The sequence below is a fragment of the Streptacidiphilus neutrinimicus genome, assembly GCF_000787815.1.
Classification (GTDB): domain Bacteria; phylum Actinomycetota; class Actinomycetes; order Streptomycetales; family Streptomycetaceae; genus Streptacidiphilus; species Streptacidiphilus neutrinimicus.
Genome location: NZ_BBPO01000040.1, coordinates 23,520 through 48,444, shown reverse-complemented (window position 1 = coordinate 48,444; position 24,925 = coordinate 23,520). Strand labels below are relative to the sequence as shown.

26 protein-coding genes and 3 pseudogenes are annotated in these 24,925 nt (G+C 72.5%); 16 read left to right on the top strand and 13 right to left on the bottom strand.

The features are described 5' to 3' along the window. Positions 1-5: 5 nt before the first annotated feature. The 3 genes from TR48_RS23935 to TR48_RS23920 form a co-directional block, all read right to left on the bottom strand. The gene (locus tag TR48_RS23935) at positions 6-2,699 is read right to left on the bottom strand and encodes a bifunctional YncE family protein/alkaline phosphatase family protein (RefSeq protein ID WP_042370748.1); all 2,694 of its coding nucleotides are present in this window, start codon (positions 2,697-2,699) and stop codon (positions 6-8) included. Positions 2,700-3,697: 998 nt separating this feature from the next. Then, complete coding sequence (locus tag TR48_RS23925; protein ID WP_369405606.1) at positions 3,698-3,997, bottom strand: hypothetical protein; 300 nt, start codon at positions 3,995-3,997, stop codon at positions 3,698-3,700. A 16-nt stretch (positions 3,998-4,013) separates the two neighbouring features. Further along, positions 4,014-4,328 (bottom strand): hypothetical protein, encoded by a 315-nt coding sequence (locus TR48_RS23920; protein WP_152628144.1) that lies wholly within the window; start codon positions 4,326-4,328, stop codon positions 4,014-4,016. Between the two features lie 159 nt (positions 4,329-4,487). Here TR48_RS23920 and TR48_RS23915 point away from each other — a divergent pair, with 159 nt between their 5' ends. The 4 genes from TR48_RS23915 to TR48_RS44485 all read left to right on the top strand — a co-directional run bounded on the left by TR48_RS23915 (position 4,488) and on the right by TR48_RS44485 (position 6,477). Next, positions 4,488-4,850: a helix-turn-helix transcriptional regulator gene (locus TR48_RS23915; protein ID WP_042370741.1), complete on the top strand. Its 363-nt coding sequence runs from the start codon at positions 4,488-4,490 to the stop codon at positions 4,848-4,850. Between the two features lie 65 nt (positions 4,851-4,915). Then, the gene (locus TR48_RS23910) at positions 4,916-5,842 is read left to right on the top strand and encodes a SigB/SigF/SigG family RNA polymerase sigma factor (RefSeq protein WP_084729691.1); all 927 of its coding nucleotides are present in this window, start codon (positions 4,916-4,918) and stop codon (positions 5,840-5,842) included. A 66-nt stretch (positions 5,843-5,908) separates the two neighbouring features. Further along, complete coding sequence (locus tag TR48_RS23905; RefSeq protein ID WP_042370739.1) at positions 5,909-6,262, top strand: PRC-barrel domain-containing protein; 354 nt, start codon at positions 5,909-5,911, stop codon at positions 6,260-6,262. 47 nt (positions 6,263-6,309) lie between these two features. Next, positions 6,310-6,477: a hypothetical protein gene (locus TR48_RS44485; RefSeq protein WP_170183558.1), complete on the top strand. Its 168-nt coding sequence runs from the start codon at positions 6,310-6,312 to the stop codon at positions 6,475-6,477. On the opposite strand, the gene TR48_RS23900 is transcribed toward TR48_RS44485, so the two are convergent. Continuing rightward, positions 6,431-7,507 (bottom strand): YihY/virulence factor BrkB family protein, encoded by a 1,077-nt coding sequence (locus tag TR48_RS23900; RefSeq protein WP_161789895.1) that lies wholly within the window; start codon positions 7,505-7,507, stop codon positions 6,431-6,433. The genes TR48_RS44485 and TR48_RS23900 overlap by 47 nt on opposite strands. 175 nt (positions 7,508-7,682) lie before the next feature. Here TR48_RS23900 and TR48_RS23895 point away from each other — a divergent pair, with 175 nt between their 5' ends. The 5 genes from TR48_RS23895 to TR48_RS23875 all read left to right on the top strand — a co-directional run bounded on the left by TR48_RS23895 (position 7,683) and on the right by TR48_RS23875 (position 11,480). Next, positions 7,683-7,847, top strand: coding sequence for a hypothetical protein (locus TR48_RS23895; RefSeq protein WP_042370738.1), 165 nt, complete (start codon positions 7,683-7,685; stop codon positions 7,845-7,847). Positions 7,848-7,937: 90 nt separating this feature from the next. Next, positions 7,938-8,204, top strand: a complete 267-nt coding sequence (locus TR48_RS23890; protein WP_201777149.1) for a DUF4235 domain-containing protein — start codon at positions 7,938-7,940, stop codon at positions 8,202-8,204. Between the two features lie 564 nt (positions 8,205-8,768). Next, entirely contained in the window at positions 8,769-10,040 is a 1,272-nt protein-coding gene (locus TR48_RS23885) for an ATP-binding protein (RefSeq protein WP_042370736.1), read from the top strand. Between the two features lie 196 nt (positions 10,041-10,236). Continuing rightward, positions 10,237-10,989 (top strand): SDR family NAD(P)-dependent oxidoreductase, encoded by a 753-nt coding sequence (locus TR48_RS23880; RefSeq protein ID WP_236652297.1) that lies wholly within the window; start codon positions 10,237-10,239, stop codon positions 10,987-10,989. A gap of 230 nt (positions 10,990-11,219) precedes the next feature. Beyond that, positions 11,220-11,480, top strand: coding sequence for a hypothetical protein (locus tag TR48_RS23875; RefSeq protein WP_042370734.1), 261 nt, complete (start codon positions 11,220-11,222; stop codon positions 11,478-11,480). Between the two features lie 114 nt (positions 11,481-11,594). On the opposite strand, the gene TR48_RS23870 is transcribed toward TR48_RS23875, so the two are convergent. Beyond that, complete coding sequence (locus TR48_RS23870) at positions 11,595-12,242, bottom strand: RICIN domain-containing protein (protein ID WP_042370732.1); 648 nt, start codon at positions 12,240-12,242, stop codon at positions 11,595-11,597. Positions 12,243-12,738: 496 nt separating this feature from the next. Here TR48_RS23870 and TR48_RS23865 point away from each other — a divergent pair. Next, positions 12,739-13,764, top strand: a pseudogene (locus TR48_RS23865) (aldose epimerase family protein); the annotation flags it as partial. Between the two features lie 40 nt (positions 13,765-13,804). On the opposite strand, the gene TR48_RS23860 reads toward TR48_RS23865, so the two are convergent. After that, positions 13,805-14,842, bottom strand: coding sequence for a LacI family DNA-binding transcriptional regulator (locus tag TR48_RS23860; protein ID WP_042370729.1), 1,038 nt, complete (start codon positions 14,840-14,842; stop codon positions 13,805-13,807). A 230-nt stretch (positions 14,843-15,072) separates the two neighbouring features. Here TR48_RS23860 and TR48_RS23855 point away from each other — a divergent pair, with 230 nt between their 5' ends. From TR48_RS23855 to TR48_RS23845, 3 genes and pseudogenes are all read left to right on the top strand, one after another. Further along, positions 15,073-16,950: an arabinofuranosidase catalytic domain-containing protein gene (locus TR48_RS23855; RefSeq protein WP_042370727.1), complete on the top strand. Its 1,878-nt coding sequence runs from the start codon at positions 15,073-15,075 to the stop codon at positions 16,948-16,950. 167 nt (positions 16,951-17,117) lie between these two features. Continuing rightward, positions 17,118-17,807 (top strand): annotated as a pseudogene (locus TR48_RS39195) (maleylpyruvate isomerase N-terminal domain-containing protein); the annotation flags it as partial. An 11-nt stretch (positions 17,808-17,818) separates the two neighbouring features. Next, positions 17,819-18,232 (top strand): hypothetical protein, encoded by a 414-nt coding sequence (locus tag TR48_RS23845; RefSeq protein ID WP_042370725.1) that lies wholly within the window; start codon positions 17,819-17,821, stop codon positions 18,230-18,232. Between the two features lie 257 nt (positions 18,233-18,489). On the opposite strand, the gene TR48_RS23840 is transcribed toward TR48_RS23845, so the two are convergent. The 3 genes from TR48_RS23840 to TR48_RS23830 form a co-directional block, all read right to left on the bottom strand. Further along, positions 18,490-18,726 (bottom strand): DUF5133 domain-containing protein, encoded by a 237-nt coding sequence (locus TR48_RS23840; RefSeq protein ID WP_042370723.1) that lies wholly within the window; start codon positions 18,724-18,726, stop codon positions 18,490-18,492. Between the two features lie 155 nt (positions 18,727-18,881). Then, on the bottom strand, positions 18,882-19,082 hold the full coding sequence (locus TR48_RS23835) for a hypothetical protein (protein ID WP_042370721.1): 201 nt from the start codon (positions 19,080-19,082) through the stop codon (positions 18,882-18,884). A 106-nt stretch (positions 19,083-19,188) separates the two neighbouring features. Then, positions 19,189-19,890, bottom strand: a complete 702-nt coding sequence (locus TR48_RS23830) for a YoaK family protein (protein WP_042370719.1) — start codon at positions 19,888-19,890, stop codon at positions 19,189-19,191. A gap of 437 nt (positions 19,891-20,327) precedes the next feature. On the opposite strand from TR48_RS23830, the gene TR48_RS23825 reads away from it, so the two are divergent. Beyond that, positions 20,328-21,026: a DedA family protein gene (locus tag TR48_RS23825; protein ID WP_042370717.1), complete on the top strand. Its 699-nt coding sequence runs from the start codon at positions 20,328-20,330 to the stop codon at positions 21,024-21,026. Between the two features lie 195 nt (positions 21,027-21,221). Continuing rightward, a complete protein-coding gene (locus TR48_RS23820) occupies positions 21,222-21,569 on the top strand; it encodes a hypothetical protein (protein ID WP_236652296.1) in 348 nt (115 codons plus the stop codon). A 27-nt stretch (positions 21,570-21,596) separates the two neighbouring features. Here TR48_RS23820 and TR48_RS23815 read toward each other — a convergent pair whose 3' ends face one another. Then, positions 21,597-22,004 carry an SsgA family sporulation/cell division regulator gene (locus tag TR48_RS23815; RefSeq protein WP_042370712.1) on the bottom strand — a complete coding sequence of 136 codons (408 nt, stop codon included), beginning with the start codon at positions 22,002-22,004 and terminating at the stop codon, positions 21,597-21,599. 323 nt (positions 22,005-22,327) lie between these two features. After that, on the bottom strand, positions 22,328-22,711 hold the full coding sequence (locus tag TR48_RS23810) for a hypothetical protein (protein ID WP_152628142.1): 384 nt from the start codon (positions 22,709-22,711) through the stop codon (positions 22,328-22,330). A gap of 89 nt (positions 22,712-22,800) precedes the next feature. Between TR48_RS23810 and TR48_RS40775 the strand changes: the two are divergent. After that, a pseudogene (locus TR48_RS40775) lies at positions 22,801-23,007 on the top strand (MerR family transcriptional regulator); the annotation flags it as partial. Between the two features lie 34 nt (positions 23,008-23,041). On the opposite strand, the gene TR48_RS23805 reads toward TR48_RS40775, so the two are convergent. Beyond that, positions 23,042-23,971: an IS256 family transposase gene (locus TR48_RS23805; protein ID WP_052442939.1), complete on the bottom strand. Its 930-nt coding sequence runs from the start codon at positions 23,969-23,971 to the stop codon at positions 23,042-23,044. 91 nt (positions 23,972-24,062) lie between these two features. Then, positions 24,063-24,925: HlyD family secretion protein (locus TR48_RS43540; RefSeq protein WP_201777148.1), on the bottom strand; the 863-nt coding region annotated here is incomplete at its 5' end.

Here is a 24,925-nt window from a genome sequence, read left to right as displayed (position 1 = left end):
GCCGGTCAGCCGTCGCTGTCGCCGGTCGGGGTGGCGCCTCCGCCCGGCACCTGGCCGGGCAGCAGCACCGACTGGTCGCCGGGGTAGGGCTCGGTGAACCCGTTGGTGGAGTACCAGATGTCCCGGTTCTCCTGCTGCATGTTGATCATGTCCTCATGCGTGTAGTCCTGTTCGGCCGACCACTGCGCCCACGCCTTCGCCGCCGCGTTGTCCGCCTGCGCCGGCTTCGGGTTGGTCGCGGTCAACGAGACCTGGTTCGGCACGAAGGTGTACGGCGTGAAGTCCGGCTGGTCGGTGAACGCGTCGTACATCGGTTCCGCGGCCAGGTCCTCCTGGTTCATCGGCGGCAGGCCGAGGATCTGCTCGATGGTGCGCATGAAGTTCAGCTGGCTGTCGTAGGTGTGCACGACCGCGCCGCGCTTCGCGTACGGGCTGATGATCATGGCGACGTTGCGGTGGCCGTCGACGTGGTCCACACCGTCCTGGGAGTCGTCCTCGATTACGAAGATCGCGGAGTTCTTCCAGTACGGGCTGTGCGAGATGGTGTCGACGATGCGTCCGAGCGCCAGGTCGTTGTCGGCGACGTGCGCCGCCGGCGTGACCCCGCCCGGGTTGGTGCCCTCGGTGTGGTCGTTCATCAGCCACATCATGTCCAGGGCGGGCAGGTTCCCGTTCTTGACGTACTCGGCGAAGTCCCGCTGGAACAGGTCGGCCCGGTACTGGTCGGGGATGTTCAGGTCGAAGTTGGGGAAGTCCGGCCGGGTGACCTTCGCCAGTGAGGGGATGTCCGTCTTCGCGGTGTACCGGCCGAGCGGGTAGTCCAGCGGACCGGCGACCTTGCCCTCCAGCACCTGCGCGTCGTGGGACCACTTCGGCCGACTGCCTGCCGCCGGGAGATCGCCCGCGGCGTCGACGTAACGGTCGACGTCCTCGCCCCAGTTGACCACCGACTTGCCGTGCGCCGCGGCGTCGTCCCAGATCCAGCCGGTCTTCACGTCGCTGAGCGGATCGGCGGTCTGGTAGGAGCGGGTGTAGTTCCCGTACATCTGCTGCAGGTAGTTGTTGACGAACGCCTGGTCCAGCCAGTGGTGGCCCTCGGCGGAGTCGGTGCCGTCGGAGTACAGGTTGTCGATCAGCGGGAACTGCTGGACCAGGGCGTGGATGTTCGGGGTGACCTTCTTCCCGAACTGGGTCAGGCTCGCGTCCCCGTTCCCGCGCGGGTCGTCGCCCAGTATCTGGTCGTAGGTGCGGTTCTCCTTGACGATGAAGAACACATGCTTGATCGTCGACGGGTCACCGATGTGCAGCGGAAGGGCGACGGGCGCGGCCTTGCCGTCCCCGGTCAGGTTGCGCTGCTGCAGGCCGTTCCACTGGTTGTCGGCGAATACCTGCCGGGTGTACGCGGCCATCTGCGCGGTGTTCGGCAGCGCGACGCTCTGCACCGTGCCGACGAAGTCGTATCCCAGGTGCGAGGTCGCGGGCTTGGTGCCGACTCCCTCCAGGACGGTCGCGTCCGGGCCGACCGACCCCAGGCCCTGCTCGCTCGCCACGACGAGCCGGTTCAGTGGCGCGTCCTTGGCGATCCCGGTCGGGAACGAGCCGGTCGGGATCAGGCCCTCGAAACTCGGCTGCGTGTAGGGGCCCTGGTAGGAGTAGACGGCGACGGCGTTGTCGCGGCCGAGGCTGACCGCGAGATGCGTGGCGTCCAGCATGGTCAACCCGTTGGGCTGCGCCCCGAACGGCGCGCCCGGCGCGGGGTTGGCGCTGAAGGTGCGGCCGACCTGCTGCTTGGCGGTGTCGATGGCGGTGACGCTGTCGTCGTCGGTGTTGGCGACCAGCACGCCGGAGCCGACAGCGAGCAGCGCGCTCGGCTCCAGTCCGACGGCGAACGTCCGTACCTGGGCGCCGGTCTTGAGGTCGACCTCGGAGACGGTGCCGGTGCTCGGGACGGCGGAGTCGTCGTTGGTGACGACGGCCGTGCCGTAGGAGTCGTCGGTCCGGTCCCCGGCGCGGGCGGGGCGGCCGCCCTCGTTGCTCACGTAGGCCTTGCCGCCGACGACCACGACGGCGTCGGGCGCGTTCCCGACGCGGATCTGCCGGACCACCCTGCCGCTCGTCGCGTTGAGCACGGCCAGGGTGTTGTCGCCGCTGAGGGTGACCAGCAGGCTCCCGTCCGGCGCCCAGGCGAGCCCGGCGGGCACCGCCTGCCGCCCGCCGGCGCCCGGCAGCGTCACCTTGGCGGCGTGGGACAGCTTCCCGTCGGCGGCGACGTCGTAGCGCAGCAGGTTGCCCGGCTGCGCGGCCCACAGGTGCTTGCCGTCACGGGAGTAGAGGATGCCGCCGTCGGAGATGGCCCCGGCGCCCACGTGCTGGAGCACCTTGTGGTGCACCAGGTCGAAGACGGTGACGACGCCGTTGGGGGCGAGCCCGCCGGAGTTCAGCGCCGCGGCCGTCCTCCCGTTCGGGTGCAGGGCCAGGCCGAACGGGCGGCCGGTCTCCTTGATGACGTCGCCCGCCGGGGTGACGAACTGGTTGGTCTGCGTCAGATACGAGCCGTCGGCCTGGCGGCCGACCTTCTTCGTGCCCAGCGGGGTGTCGCCGAAGCCGCCTGCGGCGAACGTCACCCCGGCACTGACCGCGAGCGCGACCGCGGCGGAGGTGACCACCAGCGCCCGCCTGCTCATCGAGCGTATCCGCATGAACTGGCTCCTCGTGCACGGCCGATGGCCGCCGCCCTGCGACACCGGCGGCCACTTCGGACTGTGGCGGGGCCGGGCGAAGGGCACGCGAACGCGGGGAAGAAGGGATACGAACGTGTGAGACGGCGTGCGTCGTGGGGGAGTTGGCCTCATTTGCGGGGATCCGTACCGACCCGCCGTGCGGGCGAAACATGCTGTGGACCGGCCATGACCTGCCTGGCGGAGCCCTGTGCCCCGTCCGCAGGTTCGCGCAGGTCGCCCGACAATGAACCGCAGGCGCCCACCGGTGGACGAAACGGCGCGTCAACTTCCGCGCGGGTTCGCTTCGTCGAGGTTCGCTCCATCCGGGTTCGCATCGTCGGGGTTCGACCACGGCGGGCGCGCTGGGAGGACGATGGCGCGCGCCTCGGGCGGAACCGGGACGCGTCCGAAGACCGCGCCCTGCAGGGCGCGGTCCGGCGGCTGCGCCGTCGTCCAGGCCGGGCTGCCGCAGCCGCTCGTACGCGGTGTGCGTCACCTCGGTGCTCAGCACCGGGTGCAGCAGCAGGCTGAGGGCGATGCGCCGCTCGAGCGAGTGCTCGGACTTGACCCGGTACTCGAGGCCGACGAGCCGGCCGTCCCCGAGCGCGTCGACGAGAGCCCGCACCGTCGCGGTGATGGCCGGCTCCGACGCCGCCATCCGCGCCATGTGCGCGTCGACGAGCCGGTTCTGTGCAGCCGTCAGCACCAGGCCGCCCGACCCCAGCCAGGACCTACCCGTCCCGGAGGTTGCGCCCGTCCGCCCTACCGTCGTCCTCCCGGCCGGTGGCTTCCTGGCGCGACGGTAGGACGCGGCGCTAGAACCGACAGGGCGCGCCGACGCGGCGCTCCGGTTCAGTCGCAGAGTTCCCGGACGGCGGGGCTGCCGGAGGCCGGACCGCACTCCGCGTCGACGTTCCACCGCGCCGGCAGGTCCGCGTCGCAGAACACGCAGACGAAGTCGTCCTCACGCACGACGTTCAGCTGACGGCAGGCTTGGCAACGGCGGAACACCACCGCGTGGGTGAAGGCGCTCGGCCCGGCGACCCCCGCACGGGCCAGTGCGTCGCGAACGGCCTCCGCCGGGGCGCCAGGCGCAGCACGCCGTCCGCGTCGACGACGAAGGTGAACGGGTCGGCCAGCTCCTCGGCCGAGCGGGTGCCGACCCACTGCTCGAAGTCCCCGGGCGTGACCAGCGGGCAGCCCTCACCGCCCGGCCGTACGAGGCCGCGCAGCTCGGTCGGGCCGATGTAGCGGTACAGCCGCCCCCGCATGCTCATGCCGGACATTCTGCGCTCAGCCGGCCGGCCGGGTGGCAGGGGACGGGGGTGAGGGCGGGAGGTGGGGGTGGTCGGGCCAGAGTGCGGCGAGGTCGAGGAGGGTCTGCCAGAGGGCGCGGGCGCCCTGTTCCTCGGTATGGAGGCTGGGCTGGGTGGGCTGGTGGGCGGCGAGCTGGAGGTAGGCCTCGATGCCGTGGACGGCCTGTTCGAGGGCGCGCAGGCGCCTGGCCGCGGTGGCGGCCCCAGCGGCGGACCGGGGGCTCTCGAGCGCGGGCACCCGCAGGCGGACGCGCAGGAAGGACGCGAGGATGTCCAGTTCGTTGCGGGTCATCGCCTGCACCGTCTGACGGAGGGCGACCACGCTCGCTCCGGAGGAGCGGGAGAGGGGCGGCTGCGCACAGCCTGAACCCGCGTGAGCGTCCTGTCAACCTTTGCGCGAAATCTGTGTCGGTCTTCGTGATACGTGAAAAATCTGTCCTATGATGGCTCCATGGAACAGATGCCGGGCCCCCGATCGAGCTGGACGTTTCTCACCAACCACGCCCGGGTCCTGGTGCAGATCGCCCGGGATCCCGGGGTGCGGGTGCGCGACATCGCGGCCCACTGCCTGTTGACCGAGCGCGCGGTCCAGCGCATCATCACCGATCTGGAGCAGGGCGGCTACCTCACCCACACCCGGGTCGGGCGCGCGAACCGCTACCAGGTCACCGCGGCCACGCCGCTGCGGCACCCGGCCGACGCCGGTCCCACCGTCGCCGACCTGCTGGCTCTGCTCGCCACCCACCAGCACCGCGGCGACGACCTGTCCGCCGCCGACGCGGAGCACCGCCAGGGGACACCCAGTTCCGTGTGAACGCGGCAGCGGACGCACGCACCGACCACCCGAACCCAGTCGCTCCGAGGAGGGAAGACACCGTGATCGCGGGAGTTCCTGAGCCGACCGAGCAGTACCTCGACCACAGCCGAAACGAAGTCCGGAGCCGGAACGAGGACCGGAGCCGGTCCACCGCCACGCCTCCGCACGTTGGTGAGGCCGACCTGCCCTCGATCACCTGCGACCCGGTCACCCTGGACGTCCTGGAGGTCCGCGCCCTCACCGACGTGCTGTTCGTCCGGCTGCGCGAGCTGGAGGAGGGCACCGCCGAGTACTCCTACGTGCGGAACACCCTGGTCGAACTCAACATGAGCCTGGTGCGGACCGCGGCCCAGCGCTTCGCGCACCACAAGGAACCCGTCGAGGACCTGATCCAGGTCGGCGTCGTGGGCCTGATCAAGGCCATCAACGGGTTCGACACCGGCCGCGGGGTCGAGTTCGTCACCTACGCGCTGCCCACCATCACCGGCGAGATCAAGCGCTTCTTCCGCGACACCAGCTGGTCCGTCCACGTGCCGCGCCGCCTGCAGGAGCTCCGGCTCCAGCTCGCGCGGGCCGACGACGCGCTGGAGCAGGAGCTGGGCCGCCGCCCCACCACCGCGGAGCTCGCCGCCCGGGTCGGCGTCACCGAGGCTGAGGTCGCCGAGGGCCGGATCGCCGCCGACGCCTACACCGCCGGCACCCTCTCCGCCCCCGCCGGCGACCAGGACGAGGACGACGGCCCGCTGCAGCGCCGCCTGGGCGCGCTCGACCGCGACCTGGAGAACATCGTCGACCTGACCGCGCTTCGCCAGATCCTGCCCGGGCTGCCCGAGTCGGACCGCCGCCTGCTGAAGCTGCGCTTCGTCGACGACCTCACCCAGGCCCAGATCGGCGAGCGGATCGGCTGCTCCCAGATGCACGTCTCCCGCCTGCTCAGCCGCATACTCGGCCGCCTGCGGCAGCAGCTCGAGGGCCACGAGAGCCTCTGACGACCATCCGACGCTGACGAGCAACTGAGGACCGAGCGACCTGTCCCGTCCGAAAGGCGGCATCCCATGGAGAGTGCGGACATCCGGGAGTGGCGTCAGCACGACGTCGTCGACGGAGGCGGAAAGAAGATCGGCACGCTGGAGTCGGTGTACGTCGACACGGCCACGGACGAGCCGTTCTTCGCGACCGTCACCGTCGGCCTGCCTACCAAGCACCGCCTGGTGTTCGTGCCGCTGAGCGGCGCGGTCGTCGGCCCCGGCTATGTCAGGGTGGCCTTCTCCAAGTCCCAGGTGAAGGGCTCGCCCGCGATCGACACCGACGGCGTCCTGCCCGCCGAGGAGGAGCCCGCGATCTTCGCCCACTACGACCTCGAGTACGCCACCGGGGCGAGCGGCGAACGCCGCCTGGCCCGGCGCTGAGTCACCCTCCACCACAGAACGCTGAACCACGGAGAAGAGGGAGCGTCATGGTCTGGGTCCTGCTGCTCGTCCTCGTCGCGATCGTGCTCGGAATCATCGGTGCGGTCGCCAAGGGGCTGCTCTACCTGCTCGTCATCGGCTTCGTGGTCTTCGCGCTCGCCCTGCTGCTCAGCGCCGTCCGGGTCCGCCGGGCCGGTCGGCGCCCGAGCCGCTGACGGCCCCCGCCACGCCCGCGCCGGTCGCCTCCGCGCCGGTCGCCTCCGCGCCGTCCGTGTCTGCATCGTCCGCGGGGGTGAAGCGGCTGTCGACGTGCTGTTCCGGGCGGCGCTCCTCCTGCTCGGCGATGTCGTCGAGCACGCGTCGGTCGGCCGGCGTGAGCGGCGGCGGCGTCAGGGCGCGGGGCCACAGACCGCGTCGGGCGACGACGTTGATCTCGGCGGCGTAGACGGTCAACTGTGCACCGAGGTAGATCCACCACAACAGGCCCAGCACGGTGCCGAACAGACCGTAGACGGCGGTGGCGTGCCGCAGCTGGTGGGCGACCAGCACGCCGCCGAACCCCTGGAGCACGGTCCAGGCGGGTCCGGCGACCAGGCACCCCGGGACCAGGCAGCGCCAGCGGATCTGCGCGGGGGTCAGGATCCGGAAGCAGACCAGGTACAGGCCGGTGTTGACGGCCACCGAAGCGGCCAGCCCCGCGACGGTGATCACCGGCCCCGCGCCGATGGAGGCCACCACGCCCGTGGCCGCGGAGGAGACCAGCAGCCCGACGCCGAGGACGGCGACCAGGGCGACGGAACGTTCGGTGCGCGGCCAGAAGCCCGGGCGCTCGACGTCCGGGATGTTCCAGACCTGCGCCATCGCGAACTGCAGGGTCTGGGCGATGCCGAGCGAGCCGTAGAGCAGGCCGAGCGCCCCGATCACCACGGCCAGGGCGCTGCCGTGCAGGGAGTGAATGTTCGTGCGGAGCTGGTCCCCGATGACCGGGAAGTGCGCCAGCGCCGAGTTCAGCACCCGTTGCTGCAACCCCGGATCGCCCCGCAGCGCGTAGCCGAGGACGGTGGTGAGCAGCAGGAGCAGCGGGAACAGCGCGGCGAACCCGTAGTAGGTGATGAGCGCCGCGAGCTGCCCGCCCCGGTCGTCGCCGAACTTCTTGACCACGCCGAAGCCGAAGCCCGGCACCGTGTGGCGCTGCTGCCAGCGGTCCACCGCGCCGAGCGCGCGCTTCACCCGGTTCGCTGCCATCGCGACCTCCCCTGTACTCGCGGTGATCGGCCGGGCGGTGATCCGCCGGACCCCGGGCGCGTGCCCCGGAGCGCGGCTGTGCATGCGGATGAACCGGAGGTGCGGCATCCGCTCCGGAGCGGCGCATGGGAGCCGGGCTCGGGGGCACACGCTGCCTCAAGGAGGTGGGATACACATGGGTCCCTTGTTGTTGGTGCTGCTTCTCGCTCTGATCCTGGGCGGCGTCGGTTTCGCGGTGCACGTCCTTTGGTGGGTCGCGCTGGTGGTGCTGGTGCTGTGGATCGCAGGATTCCTCTTCCGCGGCGCGGGTGAGTCCCGGGGCCGCTGGTACCGCTGGTAGCGCGGCTGAGGGAACGACCGTGCGGGGTGGGCGCCCAGAGCGATGGGCGCCCACCCCGCACTGCTTCACGTCTCATGGAAGGAGATCGCCGTGGACGTGGTGAAGGTGACCTACAAGCCGGTCGGGCTGCTGCTGAGTGCCGTCGCCGGGACGGTGGCCGGGGCGGTGATCAAGCGCGTGTGGCGGACGGCGGCCGGCGAACCGGAGCCGCCGAAGGCGACCGAACCCGGCCGGTCCTGGAGCGCGATCCTGGCCGCCGCGGAGCTGCACGGTGTCGTGTTCGCCGTGGCCAGGGCCACCGTGGACCGCGCCGGAGCGACGGCCGTACAACACCTGACCGGAACCTGGCCCGGCTGAGCGCCGCTGCGCCCGGCTGAGCGCGGCTGCCCCCGGCTGAGCGCCGCTGCGCCCGGCTGAGCGCGGCTGCCCCCGGCTGAGCGCCGCTGCGCCCGCCTGGGCGCGGGGACCTGGGCGAGCGCTGCGCCCGGCTGAGCGCGGCGGCAGGTCGTCCCTGGCCTGGCGGGGGGTGCTGAGGCGGTGGGCCTCGGCCAGGCCAGGGTCGGCCCGTCAGCGGTGACCGGCACTCCACCGTCCATGCCCTTCGGCGGGCGGACGGCGGCCGGGCCCGCGCCGGGTGGTTCGCCGGATCGGCACGCTTGCCCGGGCGGGCGGCTCGGGAATGACGGCCCCTCAGGCACCTGCCCGCTCCGCCGTCGCCTATGCGCGCGCGGCGAAGGCCCCGCCAACGGGGGATGACGGGGCCCTCGCCAACCAGCTTACGCCCCAGCCTGCTTCGCAAGTGCCCGCCCGTACGGTTCGTCCACGCCTGCTTGTCCGCCCCGGAGTGGGACGCCCTCTTCCCGGCCCGCCTAAGGTCGCCGGAATCGCCGAAGCCGGGAGCGCAGGGAGAGGGGAATCGGTGTGAACTGGCTGATCCATGACTATCGCGAGGACGATTTGGCCGCTGTCGTCCACCTGATCGACAGCACCGCCGAGCTCGGACAGGAGTCGGTGTTCTCACTGGCGGAGTGCATCGCCGCGCTGACGGCCCGACAGCCCGCCGTCGTCGCCGTGCACGGTGGCGTGCCGGTCGGGGCGGCCCTCGCCCAGGTGGCGGGGGAGCGAGCCTGGGTGATGCGCATCGCCATCGATCCGGCGTGGCGGGGACGCGGGCTGGCCAGCGCGCTGCTCCGGGAGCTGGAGCGGCGGCTGGTCGAGGCACGGGTGCGCCGCATCGCCTACGTCCTGCCGCAGGACGAACTGCTCGGGGACGGACTGCACAACGCCGGTTACGTGCGCCGCCCGGCGGCCGCGTACTTCGAGAAGGCGGAGCCGGCCGCGGGCCGGACCGCCGACGTGCTGGCGGAGCTCGGCGGCCGGTTGCTGCCAGGGGACCTGTGGGACAAGGTAGCCGGGATGGAGGCGGAGAAGACGCTGATCGAGCGGCGGGTGGTGCTGCCCCTGGCCGAGCCCGAGCGCGCGGCCCGCCACGGGGTCCGGCCGCCGCGCGCGATCGCACTGTTCGGCCCGCCCGGCACCGGGAAGACCACCTTCGCCCGGGCCATGGCGTCCCGCCTGGGCTGGCCCTTCGTGGAGCTGCTGCCGTCCGGGCTCGCGGACGAGGGCAGCCTCGCCGCCGGGCTGCGGGAGGCGTTCGCCCGCATCGGCGAGCTGGAAAGGGCGCTGGTCTTCATCGACGAGGTCGAGGAGATCGCGCCGGTCCGCACGGGCGCGTCCGCGATGCACGGCGTCACCAACGAACTGCTGAAGCTGATCCCCGGCTTCCGGGAGCACGACGAGCGGCTGCTGGTCTGCGCGACCAACTCGGTCCGCTCGCTGGATCCGGCCTTCCTGCGCCACGGGCGCTTCGACTACGTCATCCCGATCGGCACGCCGGACGAGGTCGCCCGGAAGGCCATCTGGTCCCGGTTCACGGAACAGCGCGCGGCCGTGGACGTGGACGCGCTCGTCGCCGCGAGCGACCTCTTCACGCCCGCCGACATCGAGCATGCCGCCCGCACCGCGGCGCAGGCGGCGTTCGAGCGCGACCTCGCCACGCCCGGAACCGACCCCGCCCCGGCGGGCGCCGGCACGGCGGACTACCTCGCGGCGATCGCCCAGTGCCGTCGGACCGTCACCGGCGAGATGGTGGAGGACTTCACGGCGGACATCTCCTCCCACGCGCGCGTCTGAGCCCGGACGCCGGACGCCGGACGCCGGACGCCGGGAGACGGACGCGGGACGACGGCGCGCGCTGACGGGCCATGCTCCTTCCCGTGCTCCGAGCAGCGCGCCGGGGATCGGTCAACTACCTGGCATGGCAGGAACGTTCGTGCTTGGGTGGGGCGACTGCGGCAGGGCGCCGCACGCAGGCAGGGTGGGGGCGAGAGTGCTGAGGGAACTCGACGGCCGGACGGCGCTGGTCACCGGGGGGACGCGGGGGATCGGCCGCGCGGTCGCGCGGCGGCTGGCCGGAGCCGGGGCCGCGGTGGTGCTGACCGGCCGGGACGCGCAGGAGGCGGAGGCCGTTGCCGCGGAGGTCGCCGCCGAGTCGGGCGGCACGGTGACGGGCCTCGCGCTCGACCAGGGCGACCAGGCGCAGGTCGCGGCCTTCATGGCCGCGCTGGGCGAGAACGGCCCTGGCCTGGACATCGTGGTCGCCAACGCCGGGACGATGGGCCTGGGCGGGGTGCTCCAGGAGATCACGGCGGCGGACGCGCGCGGCGTCGTGGAGGTCAACCTGCTGGGTACCTTCGCGGTGGTCCAGGGGGCCGCGCGGATCATGGCGGCGCGAGGCGCCGGGTCCATCGTGCTGCTGACCTCGCTGGCGGCCTCGGCGGGCGTGCCGTTCATGGCGGCCTACGCCGCCACCAAGGGCGCGATCGCGGCACTGACCCTCAGCGCCGCCCAGGAGTTGGGCGCTCAGGGCATCCGCGTCAACGCGATCGCCCCCGGTGTGATCGAGACAGACATGATCGCGCCGTTCCCGCGCGAGAGCCTGGACGAGGTCGCCCAGCGCACCCCTCTCGGCCGCCTCGGCACCGCCGAGGACGTCGCCGCCGCCGCGCTCTTCCTGGCCGGCGATGAGGCCTCCTTCATCACCGGCCACGTCCTGGCCGTCGACGGCGGTCTCCAGCCCTGAGCCCGCCAGGCAGGGCGAGAAATAGGGCCTATTCGTCGGAATGATTCCTGTGCGTACGTTGTGTTTTCTTCGTCTTTGCAGACCATTTCGGGGAGATTGGGGGTTTCTCGCGGTTTGGTCATGGTGTGGGGATTTGGCGGATCTGTGAGGCGGAGGTGGGGGAGTGTTGTTTGTGCCCGGCCGATTCGGTGGAGAGCCGGGGGGACAACGCAGTTGAGAGGAGTTCAGCCATGTTCGGTGGACGTGTGAAGAAGGCTGTGGCGCTCGGGTCCGCGGCGGTGGCGCTGGCCGGCGGAGCGGTGCTGGGTGCAGTGGGAACGGCGTCCGCGACGCCGCACCACGGTCCGGGGGACCGCCACCAGCGCTGCCATGAGGTGCGCGGCCAGTGGGTGCGCACGTGGCACCCGGCCTACCGTGACCCCCACGGCAAGCGACACCCGGGCTCCTGGACCCGCATCTGGGTGCCCGCCCACCTGGTCTGCAACCGCTAGGCGGTCGCGGACCCGATCCGTCCCGCACGACCACGGTCTCCCCGCCGGCCCCCGGCCGGCGGGGAGACCGCTGTGTCAGCTCAACTCAGTTCAGGGTCGCGAGAGGTGCCGTGCTCAGGAGCTGCGCAGGTTCCACAGGTGGTCGTCGTAGCCGCCGTTGCCCCAGCCCTGGGAGTAGCAGGGGTAGACGGTGAGCTGCTTGCCGTTGCCCTGGTCGGAGTTGTCGCTCGCCCAGCCCGCGACGTCCAGGCAGAGGTTGTCCTTGTAGTTGATGATCTCGTCGTTGCCGCTCCCGGTGTCGTTGACGTACCACTCCTGGTTGTCCTGTGAAGGGTCGCCCGCGCAGGGGTAGATGCTGACCTGCGTCGTGGCCGGGACGGAGCCGTAGCCGGGAAGGTCGAGGCACTGGTTGCTCGCGATGTTGACGAACTCGACCAGGTGCAGGGGGCCGAACGGCCCGTCGACCGTGCGCGTCGGCACGATGGTGTACTGCTGGTTGTCCCATCCGGCGAAGACGCAGTCGAACTGGCTGACCAGCGTGTTCGGCGGGTTCGAGCCGTAGTTGGGCAGGTCCGCGCACCTTCCGGTCCACTGGTTGTACAGGTTCACCGGGCCGGTCTGCAAGCTCGAGCCCGAGGTGGTCACCGCCCGCGGGCCGGGCGCTGCGGTTGCCGCGGACTGGGAGGCGACGAGCGCGCCGGCGGCGAGGGCGGCCGCGATCGCGGTCCGCGCCAGGTGGCGGCGCGTGGGCTGTTCTGCCATTGCCCTTCTCCTTGCGATGGTGTGGGCATGTCAATAGACACATGCCAATGCCGACATGACAGTTTTGACCGGTCGGCATGAAGGTATGTGAATGTTGTGTGCGCGTCAATCCCCGCTCTGGGCAGTGCGGCTGCACAACGTTGGAATCAGGAGCACGGACACGGGAGCGGACGCCCGGCGACCCTGTCTGGAACTGTCGCTGCATCAGTTCCAGAGCGGAATCGTTCCGCTTTGGCCCTGACCTGCTGAAATGCCGCCGTCCCGACGGGAGTTGGCTCGCTCGCACTCGCGGCGCGGTCAATCGAGCGGTACCGCAAAGTTCTTGACAGCCGGTCCGACGATGCCTCATGGTCCTCTACATCGTTGGAAATTGGCGAGTACCCTTCACCCTCTCTTCTCGCTGTCAAGGATGTGATCGGGCGCATGAACCCCACCCTGCGCGCCAAGAACCCCCTCCCCGCGCTGCTCGTCGTCGGTGTGTGTCTGACGGCGGCCGCTCGACTCCGGGACCGGGGTGCGCGCCGAGGTGCTGGAGTACGGCGGGATCCTGCGCCGACTGGAGGTGCCCGACGCGTCCGGCCGGGCCGCGAGCGTCGTGCTCGGCCTCGCCGACCTCGCCGCGTACCGGGCCGACACCGCCTACCTGGGCGCTCTCGTCGGACGCTACGCCAACCGCATCGCCCACGGCCGGTTCACCCTCGACGGGCGGACCCACCGGGTGCCGGCGAACGACCGGGGCCACGCCCTGCACGGCGGCCCCGACGGCTTCCACCGGCGGCTGTGGCGGGCCACACCCCGGCCCGGCCCGGACGCGGCCGCACTCCACCTCGAACTGCGCAGCCCCGACGGCGACATGGGCTTCCCCGGCACCCTCGACGTCACCGCCGCCTACACCCTCCACCGCGACGGCGTCCTGCGTCTCGACCTCACCGCCCGCACCGACCGGGCCACCCCGGTCAACCTCACCCACCACGCGTACTTCCACCTCGGGGGCGCCGGGCGCGGGGACGTGCTGGGCCACCGCCTCGCCGTCGACGCCGACGCCTACCTCCCCGTGGACGCCGGCTCCATCCCGCTCGGCCCGCCGGCCGCGACCGCCGGGACGCCCTTCGACTTCCGCGAGGCGCGCGCCGTGGGGGAACGCATCGACGAGGACGACGCGCAGCTCGTTGCGGCCGGCGGCTACGACCACTGCTTCGTCCTCGCGCCGCCGCCCGCACCGGGCGCGCTGCGCCGTGCTGCGCGCCTGCACGACCCGCGCAGCGGACGGCGGATGGAGGTCTGGACGACCGAGCCGGGCCTTCAGCTCTACACCGGCAACGCCCTCGACGGCTCCCTGCGCGGCCCGGACGGCAAGCGCCACGAGCGACGCGCGGGGCTGTGCCTGGAGACGCAGCACCTCCCCGACGCGCCCAACCACCCCTCCTACCCGGACCCGGTGCTGCGTCCGGGCGCGGTCCGGCGCAGCACTACCGAGTTCCGCTTCCCCCACCTGTCCGCGCCGCTCGACCCCGACCGCTGAGGACACCATGGCCCACCCACCGCGAGGCTTACCCGGCACGTCAGCGCGAGCAGGTGCTGCTCTCGCGCACCACCACGCGGAACCCCGGCGTGATCAGGCGGCTCGGACCGTCGTAGCGCCGCTCGATCCGCTCCATCAGGCAGCGCACCGCGAGCTCCGCGATGTGTCTCTTGTCGGGCGCGACGGTGGTCAGCGAGGGGATCGCGTACTCGGCCTCCTCCACGTCGTCGAAGCCGACGATCGCGATGTCCTCCGGCACCCGCAGGCCGGCCTCGTGCGCGGCCCGCAGCGCGCCGAGCGCCAGCAGGTCGTTGAAGCAGAAGACCGCGTCGGGGCGCTCCGGCAGCTTCAGCAGCCGCCGCATCGCGGAGGCCCCGTCGGGCCGGAAGTAGGCGCGCACCGGCGGCAACAGCGCCTGGTCGACCGTCAGTCCCGCCGCCTCCAGAGCCATCCGGAAGCCGGCGAGCCGCTGCTGGGCCGTGGCGCGCGGGTATGGGTCCTGCCAGCCGATCGCCGCGATACGGCGGTGTCCCTCGTCGATCAGGTGCTGCGTCACCTCGCGGGCCCCGGCGACGTTGTCGATGTGGACCCGGTCCGCGACCGGGCCGAGGTCGGCCTCGCCGAGCAGCACCAGCGGGATCTCGCGCGAGCGCGAGAGCAGCGTCGCCTGGTCCAGGCCGAGCGGGCTGAGGATCACCCCGTCGATCATCGGGTCGCCCAGGCCCGAGGCGATGCGCAGCTCGGCAGCCGGATCACCGCCGGTGTCGTCCATCAGCACCGTGATGCCGACCCGCCGGGCGGCCGCGATCACCTCGACCGCGAGCTCCGCGAAGTACGGCGAGGGCAGCTCGGGGAAGGCCAGCGCGATCACGCCGCTGCGGCCGGTGCGCAGCCGACGGGCCGTCATGTTGGGCTGGTAGCCCAGGGCGTCGATGGCGCGCTGGACGCGCTCCCGCGTCGCCTCGGCCACCGGTGTCGTGCCGTTGACCACGTTGGAGACGGTCTTGACGGACACCTGGGCCAGCTCGGCCACGTCCTTCAGACGTGGGGCCGCCGGGCCTTCGGTCGGCACGGTCATGCCTGCACCCCCTCATTCCGCCGACCGTGCGCGAGGGAGCGAGGCCGGCACCTGCGCCGCGACTACAACGTGAGAATACAAGGTCACCGGTGATTCGCCGTCAGGTGTGCGGCGGCCCGCAGTCGCTGAGGGGAGCGCGAGCGCCGCCGCGCCCGCCGTCTCGGTGATCCTCCGTTCCGGAACAGCAAGGTCCCCCTTTCCCTGCTCGCTCCACCACCCCCGGAGTCTCAATGACCACTGCACGTTCGCTCACCGGCCGCCGGTCCGGTCCGTTCCGGCGGCTGCGCCGCGCCGTCCGCTCGGCCGTCGTCGCGCTCGCGCTCGTCCCCGCGGCGCTCGTCGGCCTGCCCGCCGTCGGGCACGCGGCAGGCTCGCTGCCCTGCGACCTGTACGCCGCGGGCGGCACCCCCTGCGTCGCCGCCCACAGCACCGTCCGCGCGCTGTTCTCCTCCTACGGCGGCCCCCTCTACCAGGTGACGCGCGTCGCCGACGGCGCGGCCGCCGACATCGGTCTGCTCACCACCGGCGGCTATGCCAACGCCGGTGCGCAGGACGCGTTCTGCGCCGGTACCAGCTGCCGGATCACCCGGATCTACGACCAGACGTCCCGACACAACGACCTGACCCCCGGCCCGTCCGGCACCTCCGGCATGGGCGCGGACCGCGGCGCGGACGCGAGCGAGATCGCGGTCACCGCGGGCGGCCACAAGGTCTACGGTGTGTGGATCTCACCCGGCGTCGGCTACCGCTACACCGGCGCCGCGTCCGGCGTCGCCGTGGGCGGCCAGGCCGAGGGCGCCTACATGGTGGCCAGCGGCACGCACGTCGGCTCCGCCTGCTGCTTCGACTACGGCAACGCGGAGAGCACCCCCGCCGACACCGGCAACGGCCACATGGACGCCGTCAGCCTCGCCACGACCTGCTACTTCGCGCCGTGCACCGGCTCCGGCCCCTGGGTCGAGGCGGACATGGAGAACGGCATGTTCCAGGGGAACAACGGCTCCAACACCGCCAACGCGGGCAACAACAGCACCTACGTCACCGCGATGCTGAAGAACGACGGCCAGACCACGTACGCGCTCAAGGGCGGCAACTCCCAGTCGGGTGGCCTGTCCACGTGGTGGAACGGCTCGCTGCCCACCCGCGGCGGCTACATGCCGATGCACCAGGAGGGCGGCATCATCCTGGGCACCGGCGGCGACAACAGCAACTGGAACATGGGCACCTTCTTCGAGGGCGTCATGGTCTCCGGCTTCCCGAGCGACGCCACCGAGAACGCCGTCCAGGCGAACATCGTCTCCGTCGGCTACGCGGGCGAGACCAACGTCCCCAACGGCCCGCAGGGCACCATCGCCGGTCCCGGCGGCCAGTGCGTCGACGTCGCCGCGGACGACACCGGCGTCGACGGCGCGGCGGTCCAGCTGTGGAACTGCCAGTCCTACGCCGAGGACCAGCACTGGACCCACAACGCCGACGGCTCGCTCGGCACGCTGGGCCGCTGCCTCGACATCAACGGCGACGGCACGGCGGCGGGCACGCAGGTGGAGCTGTGGGACTGCAACGGGGTGGGCGGTCAGAAGTGGGTGCAGCAGTCGGACGGTTCGCTGCTGAACCCGCAGTCGGGTCTGTGCCTGGACGACCCGAGCGGCAACACGGCCAACGGCACCCGGCTCCAGATCTGGACCTGCAACGGCACCGGCGCCCAGAAGTTCTCCGTCACCGGCGGCGCTCCGATCACCGGCCCCGGCGGTCAGTGCGTCGACGTTCTCGGCGACGACAACGGAGTCGACGGCACCGGAGTGGACCTCTGGGGCTGCCAGTCCTACGCCGTCGACCAGCACTGGACCCACAACGCCGACGGCTCGCTCGGCACGCTGGGCCGCTGCCTCGACATCAACGGCGACGGCACGGCGGCGGGCACGCAGGTGGAGCTGTGGGACTGCAACGGGGTGGGCGGTCAGAAGTGGGTGCAGCAGTCGGACGGTTCGCTGCTGAACCCGCAGTCGGGTCTGTGCCTGGACGACCCGAGCGGCAACACGGCCAACGGCACCCGGCTGCAGATCTGGACCTGCAACGGCACCGCTGCGCAGAAGTTCGCCCTGCACTGATCCGCTGAGCACACCCGGGGCGGAGCCACCCTCGCTCCGCCCCGGCCGAGCGTGGACCGCGGCGTGCGGGGAAGGATACGAGCCGAGGGACAAGCGACGCAGCAGAGCGGGCACCACGGAGTTCGACCCCGCGGCAGCCCTGGCGCGGGGTCGTCGCCGCGACCCATGACCTGCTTCGGACAGCCGCGCGCCTCGGCCACGCCGCCGTGCGCGCCGTCGCTGTTGCCGACTGGTCGCGTGGTCACGCGCTGACGCACCTTACCCGCAACGCCGACGGCGACCGGCACCTGCCGGTGCGGGCCCGCACCGGGGTGGAGACACCTGAGGACCCGACCCTCGCCGCCCGCGCCGAAGAGATCGAGGCGTGCGGGGGCAGCAGCGCCGCCGACCTGCTGGCCGACCTGCGCGGGAGCGCCGCCGCGTTCGAGGCCGAGTACCGCAGCATGCCGCCCGAAGCGTGGCGTCGCGTCGTGCGCTGGACCGCCGGACAGGAACTGCCCGCCGCCCGCGCCGCGGACGCGCGGTGGTTGGAGGTCCTGGTCCACCACGCCGACCTGGACGCCGGCCACACGCCCGTCCAGTGGCCAGCCGACTTCGTCCGGCCGATGCTCGGTGTCCGTCGTGCGAGGGCGACAGAGCTCGCTGCTGGCCTGGCTGTTCAACCGCTCCGCCGGGGCAGACCTGACGTCATCGGCCGGTCAGGCCCTGCCGAGGCCGCCCAGGCCGCCCTAAGGGTCGGGGGTGCGCACGGCCGTTCGGTGGGCAGGCCCCCGCCGAAAGGCCGGATTCGCCGGATTCGGGCAACCGGCGGTCCCGGGCGTCGCGTGGGGGCAGGTGTCAGCAACGAGATCACCTGAGGGGGTTCGCAATGTTCCAGAACGTCGCCCGGCTGCTCGCCGTCGGCACCGTGGCCGGGGCGGCCGCGGTGGCCGGGATCGGCACCGCGTCGGCGAAGAGCAGCATCGACTTCCAGGCCGGGCCGCGCACCCAGCACGTCGGGCAGTGGTTCAGCGTGCGGGGGAACGGCGCCAGCGACGCCACCGGCTGGCAGCGCTTCTGCGTGCAGGAGCGCTACGGCACCAGCGGCGCCTGGCAGACCGTGTGGTGCGGGCGGACCATCGACTCGACGAGGCAGCAGGCGGCCGGGTTCGGGCAGGTCCGCGCGGGTCACGTCGGTGTGCTGCAGCTGCGCGGAGTCATCGAGGGAGTCCAGAGCGCGTCGGGCGGCCGGACCTGGGTGGACGGCGAGTCCAGCCCGGTGACCGTGCACATCGTGCGCTGAGCAACGTGCGCTGAGCAACGTGCGCTGAGCGCGGGCGCGTGCCGGACGCGGACCCCGGAGGGGGAGCGGCGCTCAGCCCTCCGGGTCCGCGATCCGGTAGCAGACTGTCGGCACGGTGGTGATGACCGCGGGGCTGCCGAGTTCTCTTAGAGCACCCGGCTGAGTCGTGCGCCTGCGTCGGCGGCTCCTGGTCGCCCGGTGGGTGGGCCCGGTGGCTGAGGTGATCCGCCACCGGGCCGCAGCAGACCCCGTTCGGGTCAGGACCGGACGGGGGCGAGCAGGGAGTCGTCCAGGGGACGAGCTCCCGGCAGGCGGTGGCGCGCGGCGGCCAGGGCGCTGTCGACGTCACGCGTGCCCGTGACCACGCACAGGGTGTAGCTGACGTCGGCGAGGCGGCGGCGGGCCTGCTCGTCGCCGTGGTCGGCGCCGAGCGCCGCCAGGGCCGCGTACTCCTCCATCAGGCCGTTCAGCACCGTCGGATGCGCCATCAGCACCGTCGATCACCTCTTCGCATGTCAAGGCCGCGACACCGTGTCGCCCTACCGCCGTCTGCCCCGTCCGGCGGAGCGCATGCGCACGAGTTCGGGAGCCGCGTTCGAGGGGGCCGTCAGCGCACCTGCACGGCCACGACGGCCGAGGTCCGGTCGACCTAGGTGCGGCGCGAAGCGGTCACCGCGAGCAGGTGGGCGCGGAACACGAGTCTGCCCGCGCGCTCCGGACGCTCCGACAGGTTCAGCGTGGCACCGGAGGAGCAGCGCAGCGTCCGCCAGGTGTGCGTCCCGGTGCGCTGGTCGACGCAGACCAGCATGGTGCCGCCGCCGAAGTCGTCCGAGACGCCGGAGGCGGTCAACGTGAAGGCGCCGCCGACCGGGACAAAGGACGCGTCGGCGCGCAGGTCCAGGTCGGACTTGGCGACGGCCGGGGCGGCGGGCGTCGCGCGCGAGGTCGCTCCTCGGTCAGGCCGTGCCCGCGGCCGCCGCGGCGCTGCGCCGTTCCAGTCGGCGCGTCTCCCGGACCAGCAGCGCGAGGACGACCACGAGCAGCCCGGCGGCCACCGCGATCGCGGGCTGTCCGAGCCAGCGGGTGCAGATCACGCCGATCATGGCCCCGACGGTGAACGAGCCCACGATGACGCCGTACTGCTGCGAACGCTGCCGCGCGGTGCGGTCGCGGTCGACCAGCCACCGGCGTGTGGCGACGATCCACTGCCGGAGGTTCCCGCTGGTCATGACGGTGGCATAGGGGGCGTCGTGAAGCGTCGTGAACGTCGAGAACTGCAGCGCGGCGACGAACGCCACGGTGACGGTCGAGAGGCCGACCGGAGCATGGGCGGGCAGCGTGGCGACGGCGGCCAGCAGGACGATCTCGATGGTCACCACGAGCCGCAGCGGCCGACGGACCACTCGCATGAGCCGGGGTGTTCCCAGCAGATCGACCACGAGCACGCCCAGGACGAACGCGCCGATGGGAACCAGCCGCAGGGCGGCCGCCCACCAGTGCCACGAGGTCATCTGCAGCCAGAACAGCACCACGTTGCCCGACTGGAGGTTGGCGAACACCTGGAAGAGCACGAGCGTGAACGCGTCCAGGAAGCCGCCGACCGAGGCGAGCAGCGCACCGACGGGCAGGTTGTCGGTGCGGCGATGGATCGTCACCACGACGTGCTGACCTCCGGAATCCCTCGACGGGCCGCTGACTCGGCGCGCCGGAGCGTGACGGCTCCCGCCTCGTCGTGCGTCGTCATGCGGCCACTGTGCCAGGGGCGGCGGCCGTCCCGTCGACGCCGCTCCGCACCGTCGCCCGTCGAGGGCAGCGGCCGCTCAGGCCGCCAGGCGTCCGCCCAGGCCCGGGGGTGATCGCGGGCGTGCGCGCGCCGAGTGGCGGAGGACAGTCAGGCCGGCGGGTGAGGGTACGGTGAATGAGGGCAGACGCGGTGTGTACGAGGACCGTCATGCGCGGTAGAGCCTCAGCGGTGACGTGTCCAGCCTTGGCGGTCGAGAAGCCAGGAGGAGCTGCTCGTGGAGACCGGCACTCCCATGCCGACGGGGGCGCGTCGGCGCGCCGAGCGGGAGCGCGCGGGGAAGGCGGCGGCGTCGTGAGCGCCGGAGCGGGGCTGCCGGGGGCGCTGGCGCACCTCCAGCCGCTGCTGGACCGGGGCGGCTACTACGCGCTCGCGCTGCTGGTGGCGCTGGACAACATCCTGGTGCCGGTGCCCGGGCAGACCATGCTCATCGTCGCGGCGGTGTACGCGGGGACGGGGCGGATGAACGTCGTGGCGGTCGCCTGCGTGGCGTGGGTCGCCGCCGTGGTCGCCGCGGAGGCCGCGTACGTGCTGGGGCGCTGGCAGGGTGTAGCGCTGGTGCACCGGTACGGCCGCTACGTCCGCCTCACCGAGGCCCGCTACGCCCGCGCGGAGGACTACTACCGTCGCCGGGGCGTGTGGATCGTGCTGGTGGCCCGCTTCATCGACGTGCTGCGGCAGACCAACGGGGTGCTGGCCGGAGTGAACCAACTGCCCCGTCGCCGTTTCACCACCGCGAACGCGGCCGGCGCGGCCCTCTGGACGGCGACGTGGACCGCACTCGGCTACACGGCGGGCGCCGACATCGGCCCGCTGTACCGCCAGGCGCTGCGCTACCAGCTGTGGCTGCTGGGAGCGGTCGCGGTCGTGGCCGTCGCGCTGGTGTGCCGCTCCCTGCTGCGCCGTCGCCGCGACCGGCGCCGTCGCGATGCGGCAGGCGATCCGGCAGGGGACCCGGCAGGCGATGCGGCACGCGATCCGGACGGCGAGTGACCTGATTCAGCGCCCGCGACCAACAGGACTAGGCTCCCTGCGCGCGGACCTGACGGACGTCAGCTGGAGGATGCGGTGGGGGAGAGACGAGTACGCCCGCGTAGGGCAGCGGGCACCAAAACGGTGCTGGACCTGCTGCGGAACTTCGACCAGAACAGAAGAGTCGCCCGCGGACTGCCCGCGACAGACCCGGCGTTGGACCTCGAGTACCTGGCTGAGGGCGACCCCATGGCGGTGTCGGCCTGGCGTCGACTGGACTCGCGGCTGACACCGGGGACGCTCATCCTGAACATGAAGGCCGAGAATCCCGTGATGTGGCACCGCGGAGTCCTCTCCCGGCCGGCGCGGATCGGTGTCCCCGTGCGGGTGCCGATCCAGGTCGACTCGGTGAACGAGGTGACCGGGGCCGACGCGCGGCGGGTGAAGAGCTGGATGAACTGCATCGTTGAGGCCCATGCCGACGGTGAGCCGTGGACCTTGGCCGTCCCGGTCTTCGATCTGGACCTCGTGTTGATCGCCTTCGAAACGGCCGGCACCCACTGAGCGGGCGCTTCCCGTGCGGCCGGGCGCTCAGGGCGTGGGGCTGGTCAACTGATGGGCGACGTGGTCCCAGTCGATGAACTCGGCTTCCGAGCCGCTCGGAACCAGCAGCTCGGAGTCCTCCAGGAAGCGCCGCAGCCGGGAGGTGCGCAGCGCCAGCGTGGCGTCGCCGGTCGACCCGCGCAGGCTGACGACCAGCCGGTCGCCCACGCAGGGCCGCAGGCGCACGTCCCCGAGGCCGGAGGGCTCGTCCAGGCCGAGGTTCAGGAGCTCGCGGGAGAACGACCAGACGACGGGCTTGGTGAAGGAGTCCACCGGGGGAAAGCGCATGTGCACGGCGTAGGGGTCCTCGGTGGTGTAGAGCAGGCTGCACTCCACCGTCGAGTCGGTGAGCATCGTGCTCACCAACGTGACCGCCACGCGGCATTCCAGGTCCATGCACACTCCAGACGTCTTCGAGTTCGGGGTCCTCGTGCACACCTGCTCCGCGGACGTACCGTCAGGAACCGACGCCGCGGCGGACGGCAGGGCGGCTTCGACCGGCACGAGGCGGTTCCTCCATGAGGGATGGCACAGAACGAGGCCGCGTGTACCCCATCTTCGTCACTTCATTCACTCCGTGAGCGGAAATGCCGAAGCCGACCCGGTTCCCACGGGCAGTGTGCCGCAACCACCCGCGCCCGGTCATGAGTGCGCGTACTCAGTTCCACCCTACGGGAGGCATGAGTTGCATCTGCTGCCCCCCTTGCGCCCACGAAACGTCACGGGCCCGCTCCCAGGCACGGGCCGCTGCCGCAGGGGTTCGCCGCCGGGCGGGCCGGCAGCCATCCGGGCCACCACGGCGGCAGGCCCTGCTGGCAGCGTGCCTGCTCGTACATCCCGCCCCAGGCGGAGACGTTGAGCATCAGATCCGTGGTGAGCACGCCCGCGAGCAGCACCGAGGGGGCCAGAAGCGATGCGCCGAGCCGCAGCAGGCTGCCGCGGCCGCGCAGGAGCCGCCGCGCGAGGAGGACGCCGGCCGGCAGACAGAGCCAGTAGAGCAGCAGCCCGCCCAGGTCCTCGAAGATGAACAATCGAGGGGAGTCCGCCAGATCCGCGGCCTCGGGCCAGGGGACGTCGTAGCAGTACGTCCAGGCGCCTGCCATCAGGCGGGTGCCCGTCGCCTGCACCGCAAGGCCCGCCCGCGACCAGACCCGCGAGCGCGACGGCGCAGCCCACCGCGCAGCCGCCGCTCGAGGCCTACTGGCGTCGCCCGGAGGCGTACCTCGACGAACAGGTGCGCCGCGCGGTGTCGGTGTGGACCAGGGTCGGACCGGAGGCCGAGCGGCGCGCCGTCGGGATGCTCCGCGACGAGCTCTCCTCGGGCCGATGGGCGGAGCGCAACCGCGACCTCTTCGCCCTCGACGCGGCGGAGCTCGGCCTGAGGCTGATCACGGCCTGACGTGCTGGGGAACTGGCAGCACTTCAGCACGTCGTCAGCCCGGCGTCGGACCCGGAGGAGCGGCGCGGGGGCGGGGCCGCTGGAGGGCGTAGGGGCTCGGCGCGTGGAGGGAGGCGTGGGGCCAGACCCTCCGCGCCGCGGCGTGTGTCGCAGCCCCCGCGCCGGCCACGATGGAGACGTGCTGGAGGCCGCGGCCGCGCAGGTCGCGGAAGACGGTGTCCCAGGAGGTGTCGCCGGGATCGCCCGGGCGGCGGCCGCCGGCCCACCACAATCCGAGCAGTTCGCGCTTTCCGTCGCCGGTGACGGCGAGGGCGAGGTCGACGAGCCCGCGGCTGCCCGGCACCGAGGCGGTGTCGGCGAAGAGCACCAGGTAGCGGGGCGCGAGCAGGCGTCGCTGCCACAGCGACAGGCGCCTGGCGATGCGGTCGGCGACGCGAGGCAGGGGCGCCGCCGGCGGGCTGTCGCCGTAGAGCTCGGCGAGCCGGGACTCGAAGTCGGGGCGGGGGAGCCCGCGGGCGGCGAGTGAGAGCAGCAACGGCTCGCGGCCGGTGAGGTCGCGCCGGTACTTGGGGAGGATGGCAGGGGAGAAGCTGCCGTTCCGGTCCCTGGGCATGAGCACCTCGACCGGTCCGAACGAGGTCAGCACGGTCTTGGGCCGGTGTCCGTTGTGGGAGTTGACGTCGTCCCGGTTCCTGGAGCGCTCGGCGCCGAGGTGGTGGTCGAGTTCCACCTCCAGGGCCGCTTCGAGGATCAGCCGGGTGAGCCCCCGCAGCGGGGCGCAGCTGCCGAGGAGGTCCGTCGCGTCCGCCGGGCCGGGGGCAGGGCCGGTGCCGAGACCGATGCCGGTCCCCTTGCCGGCTGCGGCGAGGGGTCTGTCGGCGCGCGCGGTGACGGGATCGGCGGCGGCGCCCGGCCGCCAGGACCGCGGGGCGGCCGGGATACGGGCCAAGGGGTGGTCGGTCAACGATCCTCCTCATGCCGTGCGGACGGACGGACGTGTGCGCCGACACACGGGCAGGCGCGCGGGCGGCGAGTCGCGGTGGAGCGCCGCGCCGTCACTCCAGGGTCACGTCGACGGACATGCCCGCCAGCACGTCCGGCGGGGCGTTGTCGATGGCGATGGTGACGTCGTAGTAGGTGGCGCCGGGCACCCGGGCCGGGTCGAGCCGGATCTGGCTGATATGGCCGGTGAGCGTCTTCCCCGACGCGGAGACCGAGAGGCTGGTCTGCTGGCCCAGATGGGCGCTGGCCATCTGGGACTCGGGCAGTTGGGCGGTCACCTCCAACGCGCCGGAGTAGACGGTGACCAGGGCCGAGTAGCCCGGGTTCTCCGCCGCGGAGGCGGAGCCGCCGCCGGTCGCGGGGGTGGGGACGAACAGCTGGACACCCGGTTGCTGGTCCACCAGCGTGCCGGACTGGGCGGCGGGGCCGGCGTAGGCGTGCACGCCCTGGGGGCCGACGACGTCGCCCACCGCGCCCGCGATGTCCGCGACGACGCCGTCGGAGGGGGCGAGGATCGTGGTCTGTTGGAGCGCGAGCTCGTCGGCGGCCAGTTGCGCCTGAGCGGTGGCGAGTTGGGAGCGCGCCTGGGCGATGGTCGCCGGGGTGAGCGGGCTGCCCTGGGCGGCGAGCTGGGCCTGCGCCGCCTGGAGCACGGACTGCCCCTGAGCCAGGGCCTTCTGGTCGTTCTGCTCCTGGGTCCGGGTGCTGGACTGGACGGCGCTCAGCTGGGCCTGCGCCTGGGCCAGGGCGGCGGCGTCCTTGTCCACCTGGGCGGCGAGGTTCTGGCACAGGATCGGGTTCGAGGCTCCCGACGCGCCACCCGAGGCCGCAGAGGCCGCGGCGGGCCAGGAGCGCCCGTCGGCCGGCCCGGCGGCGCCGCCGGCGGTAGGGGAGGGGGAGGGGGAGGGGTGCGCAG